Genomic DNA, 22,473 nt, shown 5'->3' on the forward strand with positions numbered 1-22,473 from the left:
GAATGGACAGGATTACTGGTCACTCTATTTTAACCAAGTATCGTGATTTCGCGGAAAAGAAGGGGGGCGGACTCCCCCAAGCGTTTGTTTGGGGGAGCCGCTGTGAATTTTCCTGCTCCTGTCAGCCTGCCCAGAACGGCAGGTGATTACCGTAATTCATCCTGGATATTTGATTGCCTCTCACGGATTTCATCGATTCATTCATTAATGCGGGTAGGCGGTGCCGAATTCGATGCCGCAAGGACCGCCGTCGGGGTTGATATCGAGATCGACCTCACTTCCGTCCCTGCGGAACAACGGCCGATAAAATGAACTGATCTGGGTAGCGGATGCGTTGGCATAATGGCAAATAAAAGCACGCCGGAAACGATTCTGCGACTTGTTGCGGTAAGACCCGTGGATCAGATTACCGTTGAAGAATAGAACGTCCCCCCGGTCCATGATAGCCGGCACGGCTTTTCTGTCTTTGGGCGGCTTGACCAGATGAGTCGTAAACGACTCACTGGAATCTGCTTCCTCCGGACATACCAGCGCATAATCGCTCGTTTTGGGAACGATGAGCATTCCGCCGTTTTCTTCATCCGCCGGGTCGATTGCCGTCCAGGCCGCAATACAGTTGCCCGGTTCGACCTGCAAGTAGAAATTGTCCTGATGGAGCGCTTGCCCGCGTGAGCCCGGCGGTTTGTAATAAAACATGCTTTGTGCCGCCAATGCCTCCTCGCCGTACAGATCGGCAAGCACATCCATCACGGGCTTATGAAGCATATACTTTTTTGCGGTAGGATTGAACCGGTGGGGATGCATGACGCGAGGGTATCGCTTCAGCGGATCAGCCGATTCCTGATCGAGCATCGGCTCGAAGTGTCCGGGTACGATGGTGTTGCCGATCTCTTCGAAGGTAGCGTCAATGTCTTTCAATTCTTCCGGCTGAAAAAGCTCCTTAACGATCAAATAACCTTCCGTTTCAAACATTCGCAGCTGTTCTTCCGTCAAAACTTGCGGATTCACCTGCATGGGGTGTCCCTCCCTGATTCGTTATGGATACTGATTGACAATAGCATACGGCAACTCTATGTTAAGGAGAAGACGGAAACCTGCTATTAAGTCACGGAATCCTGCTATTGTCCGAAATGAGGGGAGGGTGTTAGTGTGTCAGGGTTTGTCCATCAACCAGACGTCCTTGAAGGAACGGGTTCAGCGATATTTGGTGATCATTTTGATAAAGATGACACCTATAGGCTTCACCGGCCAAACGGGATGCGGGACTGGCTGCTGGTCTATACGCTCAGCGGCGAGGGTTACTTCCTGACTCCCAGCGGAAAGACCGGTTGCGGCTCCGGGCAGCTTAGCCTGCTCCGTTCAGGCGTGCCGCACGAATACGGGACGGTTCGCGGCTCGTGGTGGAATTTTTTATGGGTCCATTATCCCGGACTCCCGGAAAACGCTTATCTGCCCGAAGATGATCTCCTGATTGAAACGCTGTCCGAAGATCGCATCAAAGACCGGATCGAGCGGTCGTTTCGCAACGTCCTTCAGGATTCGCGCGACAGATCCGTTTTATGGAAGCCTTTGTGTGAGAACGCGATTCGTGAAGTATTGCTCCTGCTTGCGCAGCGGGCGAGGAAAAGGTTTGATCCCAGAATCGAACAGACGCTGGGCATCCTCTCCAGCCGGATGAAGGAGGAGATCAGGGTTGATCTGCTGGCCCGGGAGGTAGGGCTGTCCCCTTCCCGTCTTGCTCATTTGTTTAAGGCAGAGACGGGCCGCACCATTTTGCAGCATGTTAATCAAATGCGCATCCGCCAAGCGGCTCTGCTGATGAAGCATTCCGGAAGGCTGGCCGCTGAAGCCGCCATGGAGGTAGGCTTCGGCAACTACAACCACTTTGCCGACCAATTTCGCAAATATTACGGAGTTACGCCCCGTGAGTACCGCAATCAGTCTCCTACTACAGAATAGAGCCCTTAAGCAGAGGAACTGTGGTTGAACCGGGCAGCGAAATAGTAGTATATATGAACGAGATAGGCGCCCGCAAGCCGGTGTTCTTGACCCAGCAGGGGAGGCGGCATGATGACCGATTTGGGCGCGACAACTGTTGAGAGGGGAATGGTTATGAGCAGTTTCGAACGATTGACACCGCTGTTCAAAAGGTATATGGAACAGGGAGGACCGGCCGGATGCGCTTGTTTGGTGATGCGCAGCGGTGAAACGGTCTATGATGAAAAATTCGGATATGCGAATGTGGAAACGAAGCAGCTTATTCAATCGGATACCATTTACCGCATGTATTCCATGACGAAAGTCATCACCTGCGCAGCAGCTCTCCAGCTGTATGAACGCGGACTGTACCTGCTTGATGATCCGCTGGACGAATATTTGCCCGAGTTCAGGAACCCGTCGGTATTTCGTCAAGATGAGAGCGGTAACATCGTGGCGAGCCCTGCGGCGGGTCCGATCCGCATCAGGGATCTCTTTACGATGACGTCCGGTCTCACCTATGGCGGCAGCGGATCGGAAACGGAGCGGTTAACAGGCCCGATATACCAAAAAGCGTCGACGTCGATGGACGTGCGTGCCTTTACGCGCGCGTTGGCGGAAGTTCCTCTCGCCTTTGATCCCGGGACGCGCTGGCAGTACGGTTTGAGCCATGATGTGCTCGGAGCGCTGATTGAAGTGCTGTCCGGACAGACGTTCGAGCAATACTTGAAGCGGGAAATATTCGACCCACTGGGTATGAAGGGTACCTCTTTCCGGATCGGGGAAGACAAGCGTGATCGTCTTGCCGTGATGTACAATCTCGCGGAAGACGGAACGCTAACGCCTAACAACTCGCTCGAAACCCCTTATCAACCGGAATGCAGGTACGAGAGCGGTGGGGGCGGGCTGTTGTCAACGATCGGCGATTATGCCCGTTTCGCCCAGGCTCTCGTCCGTGGCGGGGAATTGGACGGCTATCGGCTGCTGAGTCCAAAAACCGTTCAATTGATGGCGAGGGATCATTTAACCCCGCATCAGAAGAACGATTACAACTGGGGACATTTAAACGGATACGGTTACGGGCTTGGCGTTCGGGTAATGATCGATCCGGCGGCGGGCGGCACCGGAAGCTCGATCGGGGAATACGGCTGGGCTGGTATGGCCGGTTCCTGGGTCATGATCGACCCGCAGGAAGAGCTGACCCTCGTGTATATGCAGCAAATGCTGCCGAGCCGCGAGCCTTATATTGCGAACCGGATCCGTAACGTCGTCTACGGAGCGCTGGATTAAACAACACAGAGAAACGATTTCGGCCTTTTTTATATCTTTATTTACGGCTTACGTCATCCACTTGGCGCAAGCCGTTTTTAATTCCGGGGATGGCATAGCAGGTACCCCAAATTAGTCTAAATGTACTTGCCTATTGGTCGGTTTGGCAGGGGGCGATCCAGCCCTTTTGCCGCTTGTTGGAGGGAAGATCGCCTCCCATAATGGAAACGGGTCCCAATTCTGACAAGGAGCTGATGATATGATGATGACGATAACAAAACGGTCCAATAAACCGTCGAATGTCCGAAAATGGCTGTTTGGAGCAGCTGTTGGCCTATGGGGCATGTTCGCCGGCAACAGTGTTTTTGCGGAGCCGTCCGCCCTGAAACCTCCGGAAATGCTTTCTTATTCAGACTTAGATGTTAGTGCTGGTGACATATTTGAACACGGGGCGAACCGGATATCGTATGCCGGAATTCAAGGGGATCAAGTTGTCGTCCACTCTATCGGCGTTTATGGCCAAATCAAGAAGGAGATCAGCTTTCCCAAACAGGAGCTAGAGTATGTCGCTGAGTTCCATCACACCCAGGATCAGGGGTATATCGCTGGAGGTGGATCACAGATTTTGAAGGTGGACGAAAAAGGACAAAAAGAGTGGGGTTATACCCTAGCGAAGGCGGACAGTTACATCGTTTCGGTGGATCAACTGAAAAACGGAAAGTATGCGGCTGCAATAAATACACCTGGCAGCACTTCTAATAGCCATGTACTCCATTGGATCCTATTTTCCGAAACAGGGAAGGCCTTGCATGAAGGGGATCTGGAAGGAGTGGCCTTCGACCGGATTCATTCCTTGCAGCACACGTCGGATGGAGGGTTTGTCGTATCCGGCATTGAGTATCAGGACGGGGGAAAAGGGCAGGTAGTGCTGGCCAAATTCGCCCCTTCGGGTCAAGTCAAGTGGAAGCAATCGATCGCAGTGGCTGAAGATTCCCAGAACGTTGACGTTTTGTCGCTCGCGGAAGCACATGACGGCAGTATCGTAACCGCCGGCTATTATAACCATCCGAACCCGAACGATCCGATCCGGTATTTGACCACAGGCTATGCGCTGTCGGTGGATCGCAGCGGCAAGCTCCAGTGGACAAACATCCTTGATGCGGCGTTTGACCGCAGCATGGTGAACGATATCCAGCCTGCATCAGACGGCGGATTTATCGCGACGGGTAAAGTAAATGAGGATTGGCACGGGACGGTATCCCGCCAATCGGTATGGGGAATCGCTCCTGACGGGAATACGACTTGGACGAAAGTGATTAACCGTGCCAGCTACAATGCCGGTGAATTCGTACAGCCTTTACAGAACGGGCAAACGCTGCTCATCGGCACTGCGGACGGAGCTTACAAGCTAATAAAGCTTGGCGCCGCCGTTGGTCAGAACTAATGAAGTCCGTTGAAGTGTGATGATTGTACGAAAAAAATGATCGAACAAACTGCCCATCCAAGGCGATATTGACGCCTAATGGGCTTTTTGCTGATGCGGACTCCATCTGCTTAGTTGGAGCGCTCACTTCCCATCCAGATGTCCACGGACAGCGGATCCATGTGTCTTTCGCATGACTCGAAAGTTTTTTCTTTTTTTCGAGTATGCTACACTTGAACAAAGGCACTGAGCGAGCGGCAAATCGCTCCTGTCCACTACAGACGCACTACTAGCGGCGTAAATTGAATGAGAAGGGAGCTTTTGTTCGATGGAAATATCCGATTTTCTGTTCCCCAAAGACAAGGTGGCTTACATCCATTCTTCTTCCACGATGCAGGAGGCTATGGACAAGCTGGAGCAAAGCCAGTATTCGGCGATCCCCGTCATCGATGACGAGGGAAAGTACGCAGGCACGCTGGCCGAAGGGGATCTATTATGGAAAATGAAGAGTACCCCCGGGCTGAGCTTTCAAAATTTGGATACCGTCCAGGTCCATGAAATTAAGCGTCGGATTAAAAATGAATGCGTTTCAATCAAAGCGCATCTGGAAGATATGCTGGAATTGGCCGCCGACCAAAACTTTGTTCCCGTTGTGGATGAAAACCAGATCTTTATCGGCATCATCCGCCGGAAGGTCATTATAGAGTATTACACGAGCAATATTAGTGATTGATCATACGGTCAGATCAAGACTGACACACCGGGTGAGATGAATCGAATGTACAAATTCACAACCGTCCTGAGCATGTATTACGGCTTGGAGCAGGTAGAAGTTTTCCCGCAGAAGGGCGGATGGGCCGCGCTCGCCTATAAGGTGACGGATACGGAAAGCCGCCGCTCATACTTCCTGAAGGTATATGAAAAAGACAGGGCATCCACGCCCAAATGGACCGCCCGGATCGATCAATATGTACCCGTCACGAGTTGGCTTGAGCGATCTACAGGGCTGCAAGGGAAAATGCCTGTTCCGATCATGACAACCCAGGGCTATTATCGGTGTGAGGATGATTATGGCATCTATCTCCTCTATGACTATATTGATGGTGAGACCATTGGGGACAAACCGCTAACACCGGAACAAATTTGCCAGCTCTCGGCAATCGTGGCCGAACTGCATGGCTGCGGTAAAGAGATCCCTGTTCAATCCGGAAATATCGTGGAAAATTTCGAGCTGCCGTTTGCATTAAGCCTGAAGGATATCCTGACGGCTAGGGGAACCGATCTTCCAGGCGATATGAAGGATCTGCTGGGGCCATACAATAAAGCGTTAAACCGGATGATCTTCAAAGCCGATGAATTATCAGCCATGCTAAAACAGAGCAGCCTTCCGCTCGCGCTGTGCCATACGGATATCCATCCTTGGAATTTCATGCAGCCTCAAGGCCGCCCTCAACTGATGCTGATTGACTGGGAGGGCCTAAAGCTGGCTCCTGTGGAAGCTGACCTGATGTTTGTGGTAGACCAGCCCTACTTCAAACAATTTATGCACATTTATCGGCAGTTTCATCCCGATTTTACGCTGAATGGCAAGTCGTTATTGTTCTACCAAATCAGACGGAAGCTGGAGGATGTATGGGAGTTTATTGAACAGCTGTTATTTGACCGTCAATCGCCGTCAGAACGATCATCGACCCATCAGAGCTTAGAGAAGGAATTGCTGGGAATAAAATCATCATACGATTATTGAAATTGATCTTGGGTGTATATAATACTCATATGTTAGCTGAAAAGAGGAGGGAGCCGTTTGGCTTCCTCCTCTTTTATTAAAGATTAATGGCGCTGCAGCAGAAGGTACCCGCTGATATCGGAAGTCTTTTTACGGAATACCACTTTAAATCCTACATCATGATCCTGTAAGCAAGCCAACGCAGTGCTGAGCAGTGCATTAGGTCTTAAGTCAGGTCTGCAGGGAGCGGCGCTGCCGATGACACGAGCAGCGACGATTCTGCGTGCAGAACCGGGAACCAGCGGGTTTCTGGACCAGCTGATCAGTACAAGGTCCGGCTGACGGACAGCCTTCGCACGACGGGACATAGCGTCTCACCTCTTTTCTAGTAGGTCGCTATATTCAATGCAGCGAAGATAGGAAACGTGCTAGACATGAACCTCACAAGACATCGGTATTTCTATCACCTTTTAGCGGGAAGAAGGAGGATCATCCATCCTTTGGCTGCATGCAGCCAGTTGTTGGGTATGCCATTCGAATGCTTTGGGCACATCATAAAATGGAGGTCGCTGGCATAACGCATTCGACAATTTTCTGGTATAATCAACTCAGTTTCAGAAAATAAGCATTCACGCAGAACAAAGGGGAAATTCACATGCCGAAGATTATGAAGACGTTAACCATTGCCGGCAGCGACTCCAGCGGGGGCGCAGGCATTCAGGCGGATTTGAAAACTTTCGAAGAGTACGGCACCTACGGTTTCAGCGCGCTGACCACGATCGTGACCATGGACCCGGACAACGGCTGGCACCATAACGTATATCCGGTGGATCCCACATTGGTTGCGGAGCAGTTGAAGACGGTTTTTGCCGGTGGACCAGTGGACGCCATGAAGACGGGCATGCTCGGCAGCGTGGATATCGTCCGTGTAGCGGAGCAGGCGATCAAGAGCAATCAGCAGAAAAACGTGGTCATTGACCCGGTCATGGTCTGCAAAGGCGAAGACGAAGTGCTGAATCCAGAAAGCGCGGAGGCGATTCGCGACCTGCTTCTTCCACTTGCCACGGTGGTTACGCCCAATCTGTTTGAAGCTGGCGTGTTGTCCGGTCTGGGCAAGCTGACCAGCATCGAGGAGATGAAGGAAGCGGCCCGCAAAATCCACGGCCTCGGGGCCCAAAACGTCGTTGTCAAAGGCGGCAAGGCGCTCGGTGGCGACCGTGCCATCGACGTCTTCTACGATGGCAAGGACTTTACCGTTTTGGAAACGGACAAGATTGAACCGGCATACAACCACGGTGCGGGCTGCACCTTCGCCGCGGCGATCACGGGAGGTCTGGCGAATGGACTATCTGTCGCAGAGGCGGTAGCCAAAGCCAAAGATTTTGTGTCGGAGGCTATCCGTAGCGGATACCAGTTCAACGAATACGTGGGACCGGTGTTCCACGGCGGGTATCGTCTGAACCGCTAATTTCGAAGCAATGAGAAGCAGGCTGATTTGAACCAATGAAGAAAAAGGATGCACATTCCAGGAATGTGCATCCTTTTTTCATTTGTTTATTTGACATATGGGTAGTGGGAGAGACCGCTCACCGCCGATAGTGAGGCGCGAGCCGCTCCAGTCCGATCGCGCTGATCAGCATCCGCTGCTTTTTATTCCCGATCAGCTGCTGCGTCCAGTCGACGAATCCACCGTCGCCGATGGCATACGCGATTCCTTGAATTTCGGTCACTAACGTGAATTGGAGGCCTTGGTAATAAGCGTTATTTGGTTTGGCGGCATGGTGGGAAACGGTTACGTCGACCGATTCCGCTTTGCCGGCCTCGGCTACCCGGCGCACCAGTCCTTCGGGATCCGCATAACCTTGACGGACCTGGATTTCAACGCTAATGGGACTGTGGAACAACCGGTCGAAAATGTCCCGATATACCCGGATATGCTCCCAAAAGGAAGGGATTTCAAAGCTGTATGATCCTTGATCCATGCCGGAAGAAACCATGCAAAAGACATGAAAGTGGGGGACCATCCCGGGGGCATGAAACTGCTGGGCACGCACGTGACGATGTGTCGTACTGAGCCGGATGTGGCGGCTCCGGTTATTCAGCTCACCGCTCTTTAACCCGTCGCTGATATGCAGGGCGAGCATGTTGGTAGCATCCGCCACAAGCTCGGTTCCCCTTAAGGCGGATATGACCTTGTTCTGGTCGACGGTGGCGACGACCGAGCACGACCCGAGCGGCGCGGCAGGAGAGAGCTGAATGGGCTCAAAAGCATGCGCATCGGCGATTTCGAGCACGTCCAGCTCCAGCCGTTTTAAATCGAGCGCGGACACTTCGGCCGGTTTGACAAACCGGTTGTCACGGTACCTTTTCAACAAATCGGAAGCATTCGCCGCCTTGGTCTGTTCCCTGAATACTTGCAGCAGCAGCGTGCTCAGCTCCGAACCAGACAGCCGCCTGCTTATCGTTTCCCATAACGGCCCTTGATCTGATGAATGTTCCGCTTGAATCCTATTTTTGGTTTCATCTGACACCCGTTATCCCTCCCAGTGAGCGAACTGTACCGAACACAGCAGCCCCTAATTAGTGGGATTATAAGCAGCAGTTGGAACTGGTGTCAAGGCAGCTGCGAATAGAATCGTGACATCAAAAAGAAGGCCGGGCATCCAAAACGGACACCCAGCCTTCGGTATAATTAATACGCCTGTTCGACTTCAACGTCAACGTGCGCCGTGATCTCTTCATCCAAATCCAGCGTCACCTGCTCACGGTAGGCCCGGATGTTATATTCGCTGTAGAGGTAGCGGAGGATAGCTTCAATCATGTTGGACTCGACCAAGTATTGGCTCCGTCCCTGCGCCCAAACCTCTGCGCTATATCCGGTTTCCTCTTCCCAGCTGAGCTCCACCTGCACATCCGTCGGACGGATCTGCTTACGCTCGGCGGTATGAAGACAAATCGCGTTCACGATTTCATCCATGGTGAGAATCAACATGATTAATACCGTCCGTCATTTGGATTCGGTCGTTTCCGGTTGCGGAACGCTCGGTACCCGGCCCGGATGAGCGAGAAGATAACGTAAATGGCCAGCAGGTTGATGATCAATCCGAAGAAATCACCCAGGAATCCCATGTTGCTGAACATGCCGCCGAACAAAAGTCCGGCCAATCCGCCGATCATAAGTCCCTTCATGAAGCTGCCGCCGCTGAAAAAGCCGCGTTTTGCCGTCGTGCCGGCCGTGCCCGAGGTGTTGTTGGTCGACTTGTTAACGTTGCTGTTCGGCGTCGACTTGCTCGGCGTGTTCGTGTAGGATCTTGTGCCGGATTTAAAACCACCGCCTGCACGTCTGGCGTCCGCGTTATCCGGTACGGTAACGGCGAAGAAAAACGTAAACGCCAATGCAATCAGCATCCACTTCTGTAAAAATTTTTTCATGGTTTGAAATATACCTCCCTGAGAATGGTCAAAGCATGTCTATCTGATAATACATTACGTACCAAATATCTTAAGGTTTCAAAATTAATTAAATTAATTTTTGCCGATAAAAGATGAATAATGTCAGCTGCATAAAATTTACGGTTGGACGAATGTCGGAGGCTCTGAATAATCGCATTCTTTCAATATGCCCAGAACCCAGTTGCACCATTCCAAACCGGCCGCGGCATTAAAGATGCCTTTCTGGATCAGCAGGTGATCGTAAAATGCCCGGGTACCGAATTTCTTATGATCCTCCGTCACTTTGCCCTGCATCGATTGGAACGATTCGAGCCGTCGGGCGAAGTATGATTTGCGTGATTCCACGATGTCGATGGCGTTGTCCCTGTCGGTCATCCACATGCAGAAGGTTTTCATCGATAATTCGTCGCGGGTCACCGGATCGGGAAGCGGTTTGTACATCCATTCCTTGAGCTTGCGGATGCCGCTGTCCGTTATGGAATATACCTTTTTATCCGGTTTGTCGCATTGTTTCACCCAATGGGAGCTCAGCAGCTCATTCTCTTCCATTTGCGCCAGCAGCGGATAGATTTGGCTGTGCTTGGCTTGCCAGAACGGCTGAATCTTGAGCATCACGTCATATCCTGATCCGGGTTCCCGTGCAAGGAAAGCTAGTAGTCCATAGGAAAGAGTATTCATTAGCATATCTCCTATACGTGAGATGATCTTATCAACCAAAGTGTACACTTAAACTGTATGGTTTTCAACCTGAGCTCATGACTGAAAAAGCGTTAAGGCACGAACAAAGAAGATGAGATTCGGCTAACACAGGTAAATCGAATTTTAAACAGCGGGTTCGGCGCTGGGGCTCTGCTTCTGTTCACAAAATAGAAAAACACGGATGAAGATCATCCGTGTTTTGCAATCCAAGCGTATTCTATTTATCATATCCGTCGACAACCAGCTCGAGGTGGCCCGTTTTCGGATCGATGACCATGCCGTGAACGCTGCAGCCCGGCGGGAGAAGCGGGTGATTCTTGATCAGGCCGACGGTTCCTTTTACGCCTTCTTGAACGTTATCGAATCCGCGCAGCCACTCATTCAGATTAATGCCGGAGTTCTCCAGCGTCGACAGCACCTCATCGGTGATGCCGCGCTCCTTCATATGCTCGATCATGACGTCTGCATTGAGCGCCGCCATGCCGCAGTCCAGATGCCCGACGACGATGACTTCGTCAGCTTTCAGTTCATACAGGGCGACGAGGACGCTCCGCATGACGCTGCCGAACGGATGCGAGATGATCGCTCCGGCGTTTTTGATAAGCTTCACGTCGCCGTTGCGGACGTTCATTGCTTTAGGCAGCAGCTCTACGAGGCGTGTATCCATGCAGGTAACGATGACGAGCTTTTTCTCGGGAAACTTGCCGGTAATATATTTTTCGTACTCTTTACTTTCTACAAACTGCTGATTGAACTCCAAAATTTGCGAAACGGTTGTCATAATGAATTGCTCCTTCCATAGTTGGGTAATGATGCATGATGTAAGGCGTCAACGCTTATCCACTAGCCTGATATTTTGACCGTACAGCTGGCCGTCCCCGGTAAGCCGGAACGATGGATAATTTTTTTCGGAGTCAAGGTATAAATGCTCTTCGAAAAAAACCGCCTGCAGGCGGTGAATAATAAAATGCAGATGATTAGTCTGTATTTCCACATCATCGGCTTCTTTGGCGGAAACGATCCAGAGTGCCGGCAGCCCGTTAACGCCGCAGCCACAGCCTTCGGAATCGTAGGCAAGCCGGATCATGGCCGGCTCCGTTCCGGCTAGCGACTCGATATGCTCTTTGGCGGTTTCGGTAACTTGGATATCCACGGCGGGTTTCAGGCTCCTTCCCTATGTAAAAAGGATAATAGCGTCTATTAAATATTGATTATACTTTCCAGTAAAAGTATCATCAAGAAGGAAGAAAAAATTCGGCGTGAGGTGAACCTAATTATGGAAAAGGAAGCAAAAGCGACATTGGACTCATTTCTCGGACTGGTCCGCAAAATCAGAAGCTATGACGAAGCCATCGGCTTGATGCATTGGGATTTGCGGACAGGTGCACCTCGTAAAGGAGCGGAGCAGCGTTCCGAAGTGATCGGCATGCTGTCGGCGGAAGACTTCAAACTCCGAATTTCGGATGAAATGGGCTCGTATCTGGAGGCGTTGACCCGTCCTGATACATACGAGGAACTGGACGATATTTCCAGAAGGATCGTTGACGAGTGTAAAAAAGAATATGACGAGAACAAGAGTATCCCGGCGGAAAAGTTTCAGGAATTTATGGTGCTGTCGTCCCACTCCCAGACGATTTGGGAGGAAGCGAAGGCGAAGAGCGATTTTGCCATGCTTGAGCCGAACCTGACGAAGCTGGTGGGCATACTGAAGGATTTCATCGGTTATTGGGGCGTCAAGGGAACGCCATATGATACGCTGCTGGACCGTTATGAGCCGGATATGACGGTTGAGAAGCTGGACCAGGTGTTCAGCAAGCTTCGTGACCGGCTGGTGCCGCTGGTGGAGGCGATTGCGGCATCTCCGAACAAACCGGATACCACTTTCCTGGACCAGCTGTTCGAGCAGGAGCAGCAGGCAAAGATGAGCCGCTTCATTCTGGGCGAAATGGGGTACGATTTCGAGGCAGGGCGCCTCGATGAGAGCGTTCACCCGTTTGCGACCGGCTTGAACCCGGGAGATGTGCGGATTACGACCCATTATTTGCAGGACGACGTAACCAGCGCGCTGTTCAGCTCCCTTCATGAAGGCGGCCACGCTCTGTACGAGCAAAACGTGAGCAAGGAGCTGGCCGGAACGCCCCTCGCCCAGGGAACATCGATGGGCATTCACGAATCGCAGTCCCGCCTGTGGGAAAACATGATCGGACGCAGCCACGCTTTTTGGGAACGCTACTATGCCGACCTGCAGCAGCATTTCCCGCAGCAGCTGAAAGACGTGCAGCTGGATGATTTTTACCGGGCCGTCAACCGCGTAGAAAATTCCCTCATCCGGATCGAATCCGACGAGCTGACATATAACCTGCATATCATTATCCGCTATGAAATCGAGAAGATGCTGTTTAATGAAGGGCTTGAGGTCAAGGACCTGCCTAAGGTATGGAACGAGAAGTACGAGCAGTATCTCGGCATTACGCCGCCAAGCGACAGCCTGGGCGTCCTTCAGGATGTGCACTGGTCCGGCGGGGATTTCGGTTACTTCGCCTCCTACTCTCTCGGCAACATGTATGCTGCGCAAATCATGAACACGCTGCGCAAGGAAATGCCCGAGCTGGATCAGCATATCAAGGAAGGCAATCTGGCACCGATCCGCGAATGGCTCACGGAGAAGATTTACCGCTACGGCAAGAGCCGCAAGCCGTCCGAGATCATTCTGCAGGTGACCGGCGAAGAGCTGAACCCGGACTATTTGGCCGATTACCTGGAAACCAAATATAAGGAAATTTATCAATTGTAATGCACCGCAGGAGCATTTAACGAAACTCCAATCCTATAAACGCGAGCGTTGAAGCACCCCTGTCACTTCCGTAAAGGAGCCCCGAGGCTACTTGAGGAAATGGCGGGGGTATTTTTTTGTTCGTCCGTGGCCATGTTTAACCCTTTGCTGGGCGCATGCATAAGATGGCGTATGGCTGGAACGCGAAGAAGGATGGAGGACAATGACAATGAGAAAGGGAAAACGTGGATTCGCCCTGGTGCTCGCGGCGGTTCTCTTTTGCGCAGCCGTGCTGTCCGGTTGCTCCGGAAGCAAAGGCGACGTGAAGGTCAAAATTGGTGAAGTGACGCGCTCGGTATTTTACGCACCGGAGTATGTGGCGCTTGGGAAAGGCTTTTTTAAGGAAGAAGGACTGGATGTGGAACTGCAGACGATTCCCGGCGGAGATAAGACGATGACCGCGCTGCTCTCGGGTGCCATCGATGTGGCCCTGGTCGGATCCGAGACGTCGATATACGTATATCAGCAGGGTTCGGACGATCCGGTGATCAACTTCGGTCAGGTGACGCAGACGGACGGCACGTTCCTTGTCTCGAGGCAGGGTGAGGGAGAGATGGACTGGAACCAGCTGAAAGGAAAAACCTTCCTCGGACAGCGCAAGGGCGGCATGCCGCAGATGGCCGGCGAGTTTACGCTGAGAAAGCATGGCATCGATCCGCATCAGGATCTGAACCTGATCCAAAATATCGATTTTGCCAATATCGCTTCGGCGTTTTTGTCCGGAACGGGAGAATACGTGCAGCTGTTTGAGCCGCAGGCCTCGATTTTTGAAAAAGAAGGGAAAGGGCATGTCGTTGCTTCATTCGGGGTGGAAAGCGGACATCTGCCCTATACGGTGTTTATGAGCAAGCAGAGCTATATCAAGAAAAACGCGGAAACCGTCCAAAAATTTACGAACGCGCTCCAGAAAGCGCAAAATTGGGTGCAGCAGCATACTCCCGAGGAGATCGCCGACGTCATTCTTCCTTATTTTAAGGACACCGACAAGGATATCGTCGTATCGGCGGTCAAACGGTATAAGGATCAGGGAACGTACGCGACGGATCCCGTCGTGGATGAGACGGAGTGGAACAACCTGCTGGACGTTATGGATCAGGCGGGCGAACTGAAGGAGAAGGTGCCTGCCTCCGCCATCGTAGACAACAGTTTTGCCGAAAAGGCCAAATCGTCTGTTAAGTAATAGTTACGGAGAGGAGATCGTGCGCATGGAGCCGGTAGTCGAACTTAAAAATTTGACGCATGTATATGTCAATGACAGAGAAGCTTCGCTCGCTGTCGAAGGACTGAATCTGACGGTATATCCCGGAGAGTTTATCAGCCTGGTTGGGCCGAGCGGATGCGGAAAAACGACGATTCTGTCCATGATCGCCGGGCTCTTGCATCCGACGAACGGCGAGGTGCTCGTCTATGGTCGGAAGGTAGGGGGGCCTTCTCCTGATGTCGGGTATATGCTGCAGCAGGACTATCTGTTCCCTTGGCGCACGATCCTCCAGAACGCGGCGATCGGACTTGAGGTGACGGGGCGCCTGCAGCGGGAATCGATGGATCATTTGACGCAGCTGCTTGACGAAATGGGACTGGAAGGAACGGGAGGCTTATACCCGCAGCAGCTGTCGGGTGGGATGAGACAGCGGGTTGCGCTGGTGCGGACGCTGTCGACCGATCCCGGCCTGCTTCTGCTCGACGAGCCCTTCTCAGCGCTGGACTACCAGACCAAGCTGCAGCTTGAAGACTTAATTGCCGGGACGCTGCGGGAGAAGAACAAAACGGCGATTCTGGTCACGCATGACTTATCCGAGGCCGTGGCCGTCAGCGACCGGGTCATTCTGCTGGGTAAAAATCCCGGCCGAATCCGCCGTACCTTTGAAGTACCCGGGCACATCCGGGAAACACAGCCTTTCTATGCCAGAAAGGAGGAAGGTTTCAATGAATTGTTTCACGAAATCTGGCGCGAGATGGAGACGGAGGAAGACTGACAAATGGATGAAGGGAGGCGGCGCGTATGAACAGCGTGCTAAGATCGGATGAAGTGATCCGGAGGGACCGGAGTTCCAGCCTCGATGCTCTGCATCAAGCTCATTTGCGCCGCCAGCGCAAGCTGCGGGCGCAGGTTCTGTCCGTCCAGATGGCCATTCTGGTGCTGTTCTTCGCTTTGTGGGAAGTCGCCGGACGTTTGAAATGGATCGACGTGCTGCTGTTCAGCTATCCGAGCAAGGTGTTCGCGCAGATTTGGAAGGACGCGGTTAGCGGCGAGCTGTGGGGACATTTGGGTGTGACGGTGGGCGAGACGGTCGTCGGATTTTTGCTCGGAACGATCGTGGGGACGCTGCTGGCTGTCCTGATCTGGTGGTCGCCGTTCCTTTCAAAAGTGCTGGATCCGTATATGGTCGTGTTCAACAGCATGCCGAAGGTGGCGCTTGGACCGATCTTCATCGTGATGTTCGGCGCAGGCTTTATGGCCATCACCATTACGACGCTGTCGATTACCGTCATTGTGACAACGCTGGTCGTTTATAACGCATTTAAGGAAGTGGATCCGAATCTGGTCAAGGTCGTCCGCACGTTTGGCGGCACCCGGAGGCAGATATTCAACCAGGTCATTCTCCCGGCATCGTTTCCGACGATCATTTCCACGCTGAAGGTCAATGTGGGGATGGCCTGGGTCGGCGTGATCGTCGGCGAGTTCCTTGTTGCAAAAATTGGCCTCGGCTATTTGATCATTTACGGGTTCCAGGTGTTCAACTTTACACTGGTGCTTGCCAGCCTGATTATCATCGCGGTCGTCGCCACGGCCATGTACCAGCTAGTCGTTTATATTGAAAGAAAGCTGCTTGCACATCGGCAGTAGAGAGCGGACTTGAGAGGCCGGAACTGTGGAGACGGGAAAGAGAAGGCAGGAAACCGATTTTTTTCGCTAAGCCAAAGAGCCTTTGCCCTTTCCCGAACCGCAGCATTACCGGTTTAACATTGAATGTATTTCTGAAAATTTCACACCCATGTCACGTTGTGTGAAGCATCAAAATCAAGTACCATGAAATACGTCAACATGTATAGAGAGAGGCGGTTTCATGGGTTTTCGTATTATTAAAACGGCGATTGCGACGCTGATGGCGATCCTTATCTCGGATGCCTGCGGCGTGACGGGACCGCTGTCGGCGGGCATTCTGGCCGTGCTTGGGGTCGATGTTACGCGAAAAAGAAGCCTGAAGACGGTGTCCGCGCGTTTTTTCGCCTCACTGCTGGGACTGTTCTTTGCCTGCGTATTATTTGAGCTTCTGGGTTTCCATTACTGGGTGCTCGCGATATATATTCTGATCGCCTTTCCGGCCATCACCCGCGCGAACTTCAAAGAAGGCATCGTCACCAGCTCGGTCGTGGTGTTCCGGGTCTTTGGCAGTGCGGAAGTCAGCACGGATGTCATCGTGACGCAAATTGAACTGCTCGTGATCGGGCTTGGCTCCGCCATGCTCGTCAATATGGTGTACATGCCCCGGGCATCCGAGCAGATGACGTCGATTCGGAGACGGGTGGATGAGCAGTTTTCGAAAATCTTCAGACAGATTGCGCTGACCCTTCGCGACCCTTCCTACGTATGGGACGGGCATGAACTCATCGCCGCGGGAAAAGCGATTCAGAGCGGCAAGGAAGCCGCGAGCCGGGAGTTGGAAAACCAGGTGCTGCACCCCGACGAGTCGTGGACCATCTATTTTTATATGAGAAAAGAGCAGCTGGAGTCAATCCAAAATATGCTGCAGCTCATTTCCCACGTATATCAGAAGCTGCCGCAGGCCGATGACGTAGCCGAGCTGTTCGAACAGCTCAGCCGGGACGTCACGGAGGAGAACTACACGGGACGCACGGAGAAGCTGCTGGTCGCCCTCGAGAAGGAGTTTAAGGAAATGGAGCTTCCGGCGACCCGGGAGGAGTTTGAAGTCAGATCGGCCATTTTGCAGCTGATCCGCGAGCTGGGACAATATTTGAAAATTGCGAAAAAAAATAAGATGCCGGCATCGGGCAAGTTACGTAAACCCTCTGCCGCGTCCTGAAAGCGCAAAGTAACCCCTTGGCAGCTGCCAAGGGGTTTTTATACAATGAAAGCCGCATAAAATAGAGTGACGTAAAGTTTCAGACTAGATTAAAAGGGCCGTAAAATCCAGGCCAGCCAAGGTATTTCGGCGCACGCGTCATAGCATTATTCCTATTCTAGCCGGGCGATCACAATAATATTTCATTCATTTATGCTCGTTTAATCAACAAATGCCTATGTCCTGCATACACTTAAGTGAATGATTGTATGGAGGAGGTTCAAAGATGTCATTAAGCGATAAACATCAATGTAGAGAGATCATCACGAAAGCGATCTGCGGCAAGGGTCGTAAGTTCTCTACCGTAACACATACCGTGACTCCGCCTCATAATCCTACCAGTATTTTGGGGGCATGGATTATAAACCATCAGTACGAAGCGGTTGCCGCAGGCGACGGAATTGAAGTTATTGGTACTTACGATATCAACATCTGGTATTCCTATGACAAAAACTCCCAAACCGACGTCGGCAAAGAAACGGTATCCTATGTAGAATTCGTTCCGCTGTCTTACCTGGATCCGAAACACCGGGCTTCAACCGTCGAAGTCTCTGCGGAGGCCACGCAGGAGCCGAGCTGCGTTGAAGCCAGTGTCTCTTCGGGAGGCGGCAATGTCATCATCCGCGTGGAGCGGGAATTCGCGGTCGAGCTCGTAGCCGAGACCAAGGTGCGTGTTTTGGTGTGCAGCCGCGGCCATGGCGACTATGACGACAAAGAGTTCGAGTTCGCCGGCGACGATGGGGACTATGAGGATCTCGATCCCGATTCCCTTGATGATGAGCTGTAATTCGTAGAGCAAGGAAAAGAGGTATGATGTACTATATGCCGGGAGAGCGGCGGCGAAGAGGGCGGATGCCCTCCTTTTTTTATTTTATTTTCTGTGAAGAGGGGGGATGAGGGTGACAGAGGAGGATAAAGAAGCCCGGTATGCCGGTTGGCCCGACCGGGTCAAGCACGCCCGTCTGGTCCGCTCCGGCATCAGCTCCCTCCTGCTGACGGAAGAGGGTGCGTCTGCCGGGGAATCCGCTCGTTACCGGCGGAGATACGCCGTTAACGTCACTGGCCTGCAGGCCGTCGATTTGAAGCGCGTCGAGGGAAGTGCAGACGGCTTCCGTGCACCTGTCGGTTCGGCCTATCGAGGTGAGGTACCGCTCATCGGGCTGTATGCCCGCCTGGAGAAGGCGGCGGTGCGGGCGCTTTATACGCTTGGCCTGGACGCGGGCGAAGTGGTGCTGGCGTCCTGCGGCGAGCGAAAGTATGGAGTTGAGCGCGTCACCCCATCCTCCGGAATGAAAGATCCGCGTATCAAAGCGCGCTTTGACCGGGCAGAGGCGGAGCTTGCCCGCCGGCTGCGGCGGGAAGAAGAGGAAGGGATGCGCCTTGTAATGGGCATGGATCCGGAGTTTGTGCTTGTGGACGCGGGCAGCAACGAAATGGTTCCCGCATCCCGGTTTTTGGACCGGGAGGGGGAGGTCGGTTGCGATGCTGTTCACGGCGAGGGCTTTACGACCTTCCCCATCGCCGAGCTTCGCCCGGATCCAAGCGGTGACCCGACCGGTCTGCTCAAACGCCTGATGTTCACGATGCAGGCCGCCGGCCGGATGATCGGGGACCGTTCGCTCATCTGGCAGGCGGGGGGTATGCCCAGACCCGGTTTGCCGCTCGGCGGGCATCTGCATTTCAGCGGCGTCGTGCTTACCCCGGAGCTGCTGCGGGCGCTGGATAACTACCTGACGCTGCCCGTCTCGCTGCTCGAAGATGAGAACAGCCGGGCGCGGCGGCCCAAATACGGCTATTTGGGCGACTTTCGCCGCCAGCCGCACGGCGGTTTCGAATACCGGACGCTGCCGAGCTTTCTCGTGTCCCCCCTGCTGGCCAAAGGGGTGGTGTACCTCTCCTATCTGATCGTCAGCCATTACAGGGAGCTGCGGATGCGGCCGCTGGACGCGAGTGACCGGATCCACCGGGCGTATTACCGGGGGGACCGTGAGGTGCTGAAGCCGGCCGTTCAGCCGCTGCTCGGGGAGATCAGGCAGCTGCCGGATTACGGCAATTATGCCGGCTCAATCGAACCGCTTCTGGCCCATATCGAGCGGGGCACGACGTGGAACGAGAGCAGGGATATCCGGCCGCTGTGGAACATTCCGGTCGAACCTTGATTCCCGCCCACTTACTTTCTGTTATAATAGGGCGTGAGCACAAGTGAAGTCTGGAGGTACCTCATGGCCAAGTATACGCCAATGATTGAACAATATTTGGAAATCAAGCAGCAAGCCCAGGATGCGTTTTTGTTTTTTCGCCTGGGCGATTTTTACGAAATGTTCTTCGAGGACGCCTTAAAGGCCTCCCGGGAACTGGAAATTACGTTAACCGGCCGGGAAGGCGGTGGGGACGAAAAAATCCCGATGTGCGGGGTTCCCTACCATTCGGCTGAGAGTTACATACAGCGGCTAATCGAGAAGGGCTACAAGGTAGCCATATGTGAGCAGCTGGAAGACCCTGCGGTGACCAAAGGTATGGTCAAGCGCGGCATTGTCCGCGTCGTGACGCCAGGAACGATTATGGAAGGCAAAAACATCGTCGACAAGTCCAACAACTATTTGGTATGCGTGACCGAGACTGACCGCATGATGTCGCTGGCGGCCTGCGATTTATCAACAGGCGAGCTGTACGTGACTTCCATGCCCGCATCTGTGGAGTGGCTGCGCGACGAAATCGGCATCTACGAACCGGCGGAAGTGATTGGTGATCCGAAGATGCTGGATTTGATCAAGGCCGAACAGCTCCAGTGGAGCCGGCCTGTCGTCTACACGCCATGGGAGAAGCGGGAGGAGCAGACGGTCCGTTCGCAGTTCGGCGAATCGGCCTGGGCCCGGCTCGATCCGGAGAGGCAGGCATGCGTGGCCGTGCTTATCTCTTACCTTAGCGAGACGCAGCGGCGTTCGCTCGGCCAGCTAACGCAAATTTCGCCTTATGAACCCGGCCATTACATGATTCTTGATCCGTTCACGCGGCGCAACCTGGAGCTCGTAGAGACGGTGCGCGACCGATCCAAGAAAGGCTCGCTGCTCTGGCTGCTGGACCGGACCGAAACGTCAATGGGGGCCCGGCTGCTGCGCCGCTGGATCGACAAGCCCCTTCTGCATCGCGGGCCGATTGAAGACCGCCTGGAAGCCGTGGAGCATTTGTACAACCAGTTTATTCTGCGGGAAGACTTGCGGGCTGCGCTGAAAGATATTTACGACCTGGAGCGGCTGGTCGCGAGAATTGCTTTCGGCAACGCGAATGGGCGGGATCTGAACGCCCTCAAGCTGTCGCTGGCGCAAATTCCTTCCTTGAAGGAACTGTGCGCGTCGTCGGGTTCTTCCACGCTGCGGAAGCTGGCGGCGGAGATGGACGAATGCCGAGATCTTTATGAAGCGATCGACGCGGCGATCGTTGACGATCCGCCCGTGTCCGTGCGGGACGGCGGCTTGATCAAGCCGGGGTATCACGATCACCTGGACGAGCTCCGGGAAGCCAGCGTGAACGGCAAACGCTGGATCGCCGAGCTTGAGGCCAAGGAGCGTGAAGCGACGGGGATCCGCTCGCTGAAGGTCGGATTCAACAAAGTATTTGGATATTACATTGAAGTGACCAAATCGAATCTGGGCACCCTGCCGGAAGGCCGGTACGAACGGAAGCAGACGCTGGCCAATGCCGAGCGGTTCGTGACCCCGGAATTGAAGGAAAAAGAGGGGCTCATTCTCGAAGCCCAAGACAAAATGGTGGACCTCGAATACTCCCTTTTCAGCGGGCTAAGGGACAGATTGAGCGCGGAAATCCCGCGGCTGCAGGCACTAGCCGAAAAAGTGGCCGTCACCGACGTCTATCAGTCGCTGGCAGCCGTCAGCGCGGAGCAGGGCTTTGTGAAGCCCAAGCTGACCGAGGGGTATGACCTGGTCGTAGAAAGCGGCCGCCATCCGGTGGTCGAAGCGGTGATGAAGGACGCCTCCTTCATTGCCAACGGGACTCGGCTGACCCGGGAGGAAGCGGCGATTCTGCTCATTACCGGTCCAAACATGGCCGGAAAAAGCACGTACATGAGGCAGATGGCGCTGATCTCGATCATGGCGCAGATCGGGTGTTTCGTGCCGGCCAAGGCGGCGGAAATTCCGCTTGTGGACCGGATTTTCACCCGGATCGGAGCGGCGGATGACCTGATCGGCGGCCAGAGCACGTTCATGGTGGAAATGGCCGACATCCAGGTCATGACCGAAAAAGCGACGCCGCGCAGCCTGATCATTATCGACGAGCTGGGCCGAGGCACGTCTACCAGCGAAGGCATGGCGATCGCCCAGGCGGTGATCGAATATGTTCACGATACGATCGGCTGCAAGGCACTCGTATCGACCCATTTTCACGAGCTGGCGCATTTGGAGGACAGCCTGCAGAGCCTGCGCAATTACTCCATGGCGGTGCAGGAGAGCGGCGACAAGGTCCACTTCCTGCGGAAGCTGATCGCCGGGCCAGCCGGCAGCAGCTACGGCATTTACTGCGCCCGGCTTGCCGGGCTGCCGTCGTCCATTATTGGACGGGCGTACACACTGCTGCAGGGCCTGGAGGAAAGTGCGGCCCAGACGGCAGCGGCCGCAGAAGCGACCAAGGCAGAACCGCCGATACAGCTCAGGGAGCGGGTGGATGCTGGCGTCTGGGCCCGTCCGCTGACGGATATGGAAGCAGGGCACGCCGAACCGGCTGCTGGAGTTTCCGTTCAAGAGCCGGCTCCAGCTGCAGGACGAGGAGTGTCGGGCGCTGCGGAAGTCGTCCAGCTCTCGATATTCGGGGACGAGGATTTGGAGCCGGTGAAGCGGAGCGCTGCCGCACCCGAACCGCAGCCGGTTCATCCTGCGGTAACGCAAATCTTGGAGTCGGTGAAAAGCGCCGACGTCATGAACATGACGCCGCTGCAGGCCATGCAGCTGCTGAACGAATTAAAGATGAAGGCAAAGGATCTGTAAACAAGTGG

The 22,473-nt window shown here is 53.7% G+C and carries 22 protein-coding genes; 14 read left to right on the forward strand and 8 right to left on the reverse strand.

The annotated features are described in order from the left end of the window. Nucleotides 1–204 precede the first annotated feature (204 nt). Nucleotides 205–1,014 carry a phytanoyl-CoA dioxygenase family protein gene (locus FHS19_RS12250; protein ID WP_183582094.1) on the reverse strand — a complete coding sequence of 270 codons (810 nt, stop codon included), beginning with the start codon at nucleotides 1,012–1,014 and terminating at the stop codon, nucleotides 205–207. Nucleotides 1,015–1,149: 135 nt separating this feature from the next. Here FHS19_RS12250 and FHS19_RS35480 point away from each other — a divergent pair, with 135 nt between their 5' ends. The 5 genes from FHS19_RS35480 to FHS19_RS12275 all read left to right on the forward strand — a co-directional run bounded on the left by FHS19_RS35480 (nucleotide 1,150) and on the right by FHS19_RS12275 (nucleotide 6,416). Further along, nucleotides 1,150–1,959: a helix-turn-helix domain-containing protein gene (locus FHS19_RS35480; RefSeq protein WP_312887206.1), complete on the forward strand. Its 810-nt coding sequence runs from the start codon at nucleotides 1,150–1,152 to the stop codon at nucleotides 1,957–1,959. A gap of 153 nt (nucleotides 1,960–2,112) precedes the next feature. Further along, complete coding sequence (locus tag FHS19_RS12260) at nucleotides 2,113–3,267, forward strand: serine hydrolase domain-containing protein (RefSeq protein ID WP_183582095.1); 1,155 nt, start codon at nucleotides 2,113–2,115, stop codon at nucleotides 3,265–3,267. A gap of 238 nt (nucleotides 3,268–3,505) precedes the next feature. After that, entirely contained in the window at nucleotides 3,506–4,690 is a 1,185-nt protein-coding gene (locus FHS19_RS12265) for a hypothetical protein (protein WP_183582096.1), read from the forward strand. 307 nt (nucleotides 4,691–4,997) lie between these two features. Next, complete coding sequence (locus tag FHS19_RS12270; RefSeq protein WP_183582097.1) at nucleotides 4,998–5,402, forward strand: CBS domain-containing protein; 405 nt, start codon at nucleotides 4,998–5,000, stop codon at nucleotides 5,400–5,402. A 45-nt stretch (nucleotides 5,403–5,447) separates the two neighbouring features. Beyond that, nucleotides 5,448–6,416: an aminoglycoside phosphotransferase family protein gene (locus FHS19_RS12275; RefSeq protein ID WP_183582098.1), complete on the forward strand. Its 969-nt coding sequence runs from the start codon at nucleotides 5,448–5,450 to the stop codon at nucleotides 6,414–6,416. Nucleotides 6,417–6,499: 83 nt separating this feature from the next. Here the strand turns inward: FHS19_RS12275 and FHS19_RS12280 are convergent, their stop codons facing one another. Beyond that, nucleotides 6,500–6,763: a hypothetical protein gene (locus FHS19_RS12280; protein WP_183582099.1), complete on the reverse strand. Its 264-nt coding sequence runs from the start codon at nucleotides 6,761–6,763 to the stop codon at nucleotides 6,500–6,502. Between the two features lie 287 nt (nucleotides 6,764–7,050). Here FHS19_RS12280 and pdxK point away from each other — a divergent pair, with 287 nt between their 5' ends. Further along, nucleotides 7,051–7,863 (forward strand): pyridoxine/pyridoxal/pyridoxamine kinase, encoded by an 813-nt coding sequence (gene pdxK, locus FHS19_RS12285; RefSeq protein WP_183582100.1) that lies wholly within the window; start codon nucleotides 7,051–7,053, stop codon nucleotides 7,861–7,863. A 118-nt stretch (nucleotides 7,864–7,981) separates the two neighbouring features. Here the strand turns inward: pdxK and FHS19_RS12290 are convergent, their stop codons facing one another. The 6 genes from FHS19_RS12290 to FHS19_RS12315 form a co-directional block, all read right to left on the reverse strand. Then, complete coding sequence (locus tag FHS19_RS12290; protein WP_183582101.1) at nucleotides 7,982–8,926, reverse strand: hypothetical protein; 945 nt, start codon at nucleotides 8,924–8,926, stop codon at nucleotides 7,982–7,984. A gap of 161 nt (nucleotides 8,927–9,087) precedes the next feature. Continuing rightward, nucleotides 9,088–9,384, reverse strand: coding sequence for a YxcD family protein (locus FHS19_RS12295; RefSeq protein WP_183582931.1), 297 nt, complete (start codon nucleotides 9,382–9,384; stop codon nucleotides 9,088–9,090). Between the two features lie 5 nt (nucleotides 9,385–9,389). Continuing rightward, nucleotides 9,390–9,827, reverse strand: coding sequence for a hypothetical protein (locus tag FHS19_RS12300; RefSeq protein WP_183582102.1), 438 nt, complete (start codon nucleotides 9,825–9,827; stop codon nucleotides 9,390–9,392). A 138-nt stretch (nucleotides 9,828–9,965) separates the two neighbouring features. Continuing rightward, on the reverse strand, nucleotides 9,966–10,526 hold the full coding sequence (locus FHS19_RS12305) for a PadR family transcriptional regulator (RefSeq protein WP_183582103.1): 561 nt from the start codon (nucleotides 10,524–10,526) through the stop codon (nucleotides 9,966–9,968). Nucleotides 10,527–10,764: 238 nt separating this feature from the next. Beyond that, a complete protein-coding gene (locus FHS19_RS12310; protein ID WP_163876217.1) occupies nucleotides 10,765–11,328 on the reverse strand; it encodes a beta-class carbonic anhydrase in 564 nt (187 codons plus the stop codon). Nucleotides 11,329–11,376: 48 nt separating this feature from the next. Further along, nucleotides 11,377–11,700 carry an iron-sulfur cluster biosynthesis family protein gene (locus FHS19_RS12315; protein ID WP_183582104.1) on the reverse strand — a complete coding sequence of 108 codons (324 nt, stop codon included), beginning with the start codon at nucleotides 11,698–11,700 and terminating at the stop codon, nucleotides 11,377–11,379. Between the two features lie 123 nt (nucleotides 11,701–11,823). On the opposite strand from FHS19_RS12315, the gene FHS19_RS12320 reads away from it, so the two are divergent. The 8 genes from FHS19_RS12320 to mutS all read left to right on the forward strand — a co-directional run bounded on the left by FHS19_RS12320 (nucleotide 11,824) and on the right by mutS (nucleotide 22,465). Beyond that, nucleotides 11,824–13,341, forward strand: coding sequence for a carboxypeptidase M32 (locus FHS19_RS12320; RefSeq protein WP_183582105.1), 1,518 nt, complete (start codon nucleotides 11,824–11,826; stop codon nucleotides 13,339–13,341). A 208-nt stretch (nucleotides 13,342–13,549) separates the two neighbouring features. Continuing rightward, entirely contained in the window at nucleotides 13,550–14,560 is a 1,011-nt protein-coding gene (locus FHS19_RS12325) for an ABC transporter substrate-binding protein (RefSeq protein WP_183582106.1), read from the forward strand. 25 nt (nucleotides 14,561–14,585) lie between these two features. Next, nucleotides 14,586–15,356 carry an ABC transporter ATP-binding protein gene (locus FHS19_RS12330; RefSeq protein ID WP_183582107.1) on the forward strand — a complete coding sequence of 257 codons (771 nt, stop codon included), beginning with the start codon at nucleotides 14,586–14,588 and terminating at the stop codon, nucleotides 15,354–15,356. Nucleotides 15,357–15,382: 26 nt separating this feature from the next. Further along, complete coding sequence (locus FHS19_RS12335) at nucleotides 15,383–16,228, forward strand: ABC transporter permease (protein WP_183582108.1); 846 nt, start codon at nucleotides 15,383–15,385, stop codon at nucleotides 16,226–16,228. A gap of 220 nt (nucleotides 16,229–16,448) precedes the next feature. Beyond that, nucleotides 16,449–17,426 carry an aromatic acid exporter family protein gene (locus FHS19_RS12340; RefSeq protein WP_183582109.1) on the forward strand — a complete coding sequence of 326 codons (978 nt, stop codon included), beginning with the start codon at nucleotides 16,449–16,451 and terminating at the stop codon, nucleotides 17,424–17,426. A 265-nt stretch (nucleotides 17,427–17,691) separates the two neighbouring features. After that, on the forward strand, nucleotides 17,692–18,252 hold the full coding sequence (locus FHS19_RS12345; protein WP_183582110.1) for an outer spore coat protein CotE: 561 nt from the start codon (nucleotides 17,692–17,694) through the stop codon (nucleotides 18,250–18,252). Between the two features lie 112 nt (nucleotides 18,253–18,364). Further along, entirely contained in the window at nucleotides 18,365–19,624 is a 1,260-nt protein-coding gene (locus FHS19_RS35485; RefSeq protein ID WP_312887207.1) for a putative amidoligase domain-containing protein, read from the forward strand. 63 nt (nucleotides 19,625–19,687) lie between these two features. After that, entirely contained in the window at nucleotides 19,688–22,465 is a 2,778-nt protein-coding gene (gene mutS / locus FHS19_RS12355) for a DNA mismatch repair protein MutS (protein ID WP_183582112.1), read from the forward strand. Nucleotides 22,466–22,473 lie beyond the last annotated feature (8 nt).

It is taken from the genome of Paenibacillus rhizosphaerae, from assembly GCF_014192015.1.
In the GTDB taxonomy this organism is placed as follows: domain Bacteria; phylum Bacillota; class Bacilli; order Paenibacillales; family Paenibacillaceae; genus Paenibacillus_AQ; species Paenibacillus_AQ rhizosphaerae.

Excerpts from the sequence above, each read along its gene's own strand:
- FHS19_RS12250 (WP_183582094.1), bottom strand. The coding sequence starts at position 1,014 with ATGCAGGTGAATCCGCAAGTTTTGACGGAAGAACAGCTGCGAATGTTT.
- FHS19_RS12260 (WP_183582095.1), top strand. The coding sequence starts at position 2,113 with ATGAGCAGTTTCGAACGATTGACACCGCTGTTCAAAAGGTATATGGAA.
- FHS19_RS12265 (WP_183582096.1), top strand. The coding sequence starts at position 3,506 with ATGATGATGACGATAACAAAACGGTCCAATAAACCGTCGAATGTCCGA.
- FHS19_RS12270 (WP_183582097.1), top strand. The coding sequence starts at position 4,998 with ATGGAAATATCCGATTTTCTGTTCCCCAAAGACAAGGTGGCTTACATC.
- FHS19_RS12275 (WP_183582098.1), top strand. The coding sequence starts at position 5,448 with ATGTACAAATTCACAACCGTCCTGAGCATGTATTACGGCTTGGAGCAG.
- FHS19_RS12280 (WP_183582099.1), bottom strand. The coding sequence starts at position 6,763 with ATGTCCCGTCGTGCGAAGGCTGTCCGTCAGCCGGACCTTGTACTGATC.
- pdxK (WP_183582100.1), top strand. The coding sequence starts at position 7,051 with ATGCCGAAGATTATGAAGACGTTAACCATTGCCGGCAGCGACTCCAGC.
- FHS19_RS12300 (WP_183582102.1), bottom strand. The coding sequence starts at position 9,827 with ATGAAAAAATTTTTACAGAAGTGGATGCTGATTGCATTGGCGTTTACG.
- FHS19_RS12305 (WP_183582103.1), bottom strand. The coding sequence starts at position 10,526 with ATGAATACTCTTTCCTATGGACTACTAGCTTTCCTTGCACGGGAACCC.
- FHS19_RS12310 (WP_163876217.1), bottom strand. The coding sequence starts at position 11,328 with ATGACAACCGTTTCGCAAATTTTGGAGTTCAATCAGCAGTTTGTAGAA.
- FHS19_RS12320 (WP_183582105.1), top strand. The coding sequence starts at position 11,824 with ATGGAAAAGGAAGCAAAAGCGACATTGGACTCATTTCTCGGACTGGTC.
- FHS19_RS12325 (WP_183582106.1), top strand. The coding sequence starts at position 13,550 with ATGAGAAAGGGAAAACGTGGATTCGCCCTGGTGCTCGCGGCGGTTCTC.
- FHS19_RS12330 (WP_183582107.1), top strand. The coding sequence starts at position 14,586 with ATGGAGCCGGTAGTCGAACTTAAAAATTTGACGCATGTATATGTCAAT.
- FHS19_RS12335 (WP_183582108.1), top strand. The coding sequence starts at position 15,383 with ATGAACAGCGTGCTAAGATCGGATGAAGTGATCCGGAGGGACCGGAGT.
- FHS19_RS12340 (WP_183582109.1), top strand. The coding sequence starts at position 16,449 with ATGGGTTTTCGTATTATTAAAACGGCGATTGCGACGCTGATGGCGATC.
- FHS19_RS12345 (WP_183582110.1), top strand. The coding sequence starts at position 17,692 with ATGTCATTAAGCGATAAACATCAATGTAGAGAGATCATCACGAAAGCG.
- mutS (WP_183582112.1), top strand. The coding sequence starts at position 19,688 with ATGGCCAAGTATACGCCAATGATTGAACAATATTTGGAAATCAAGCAG.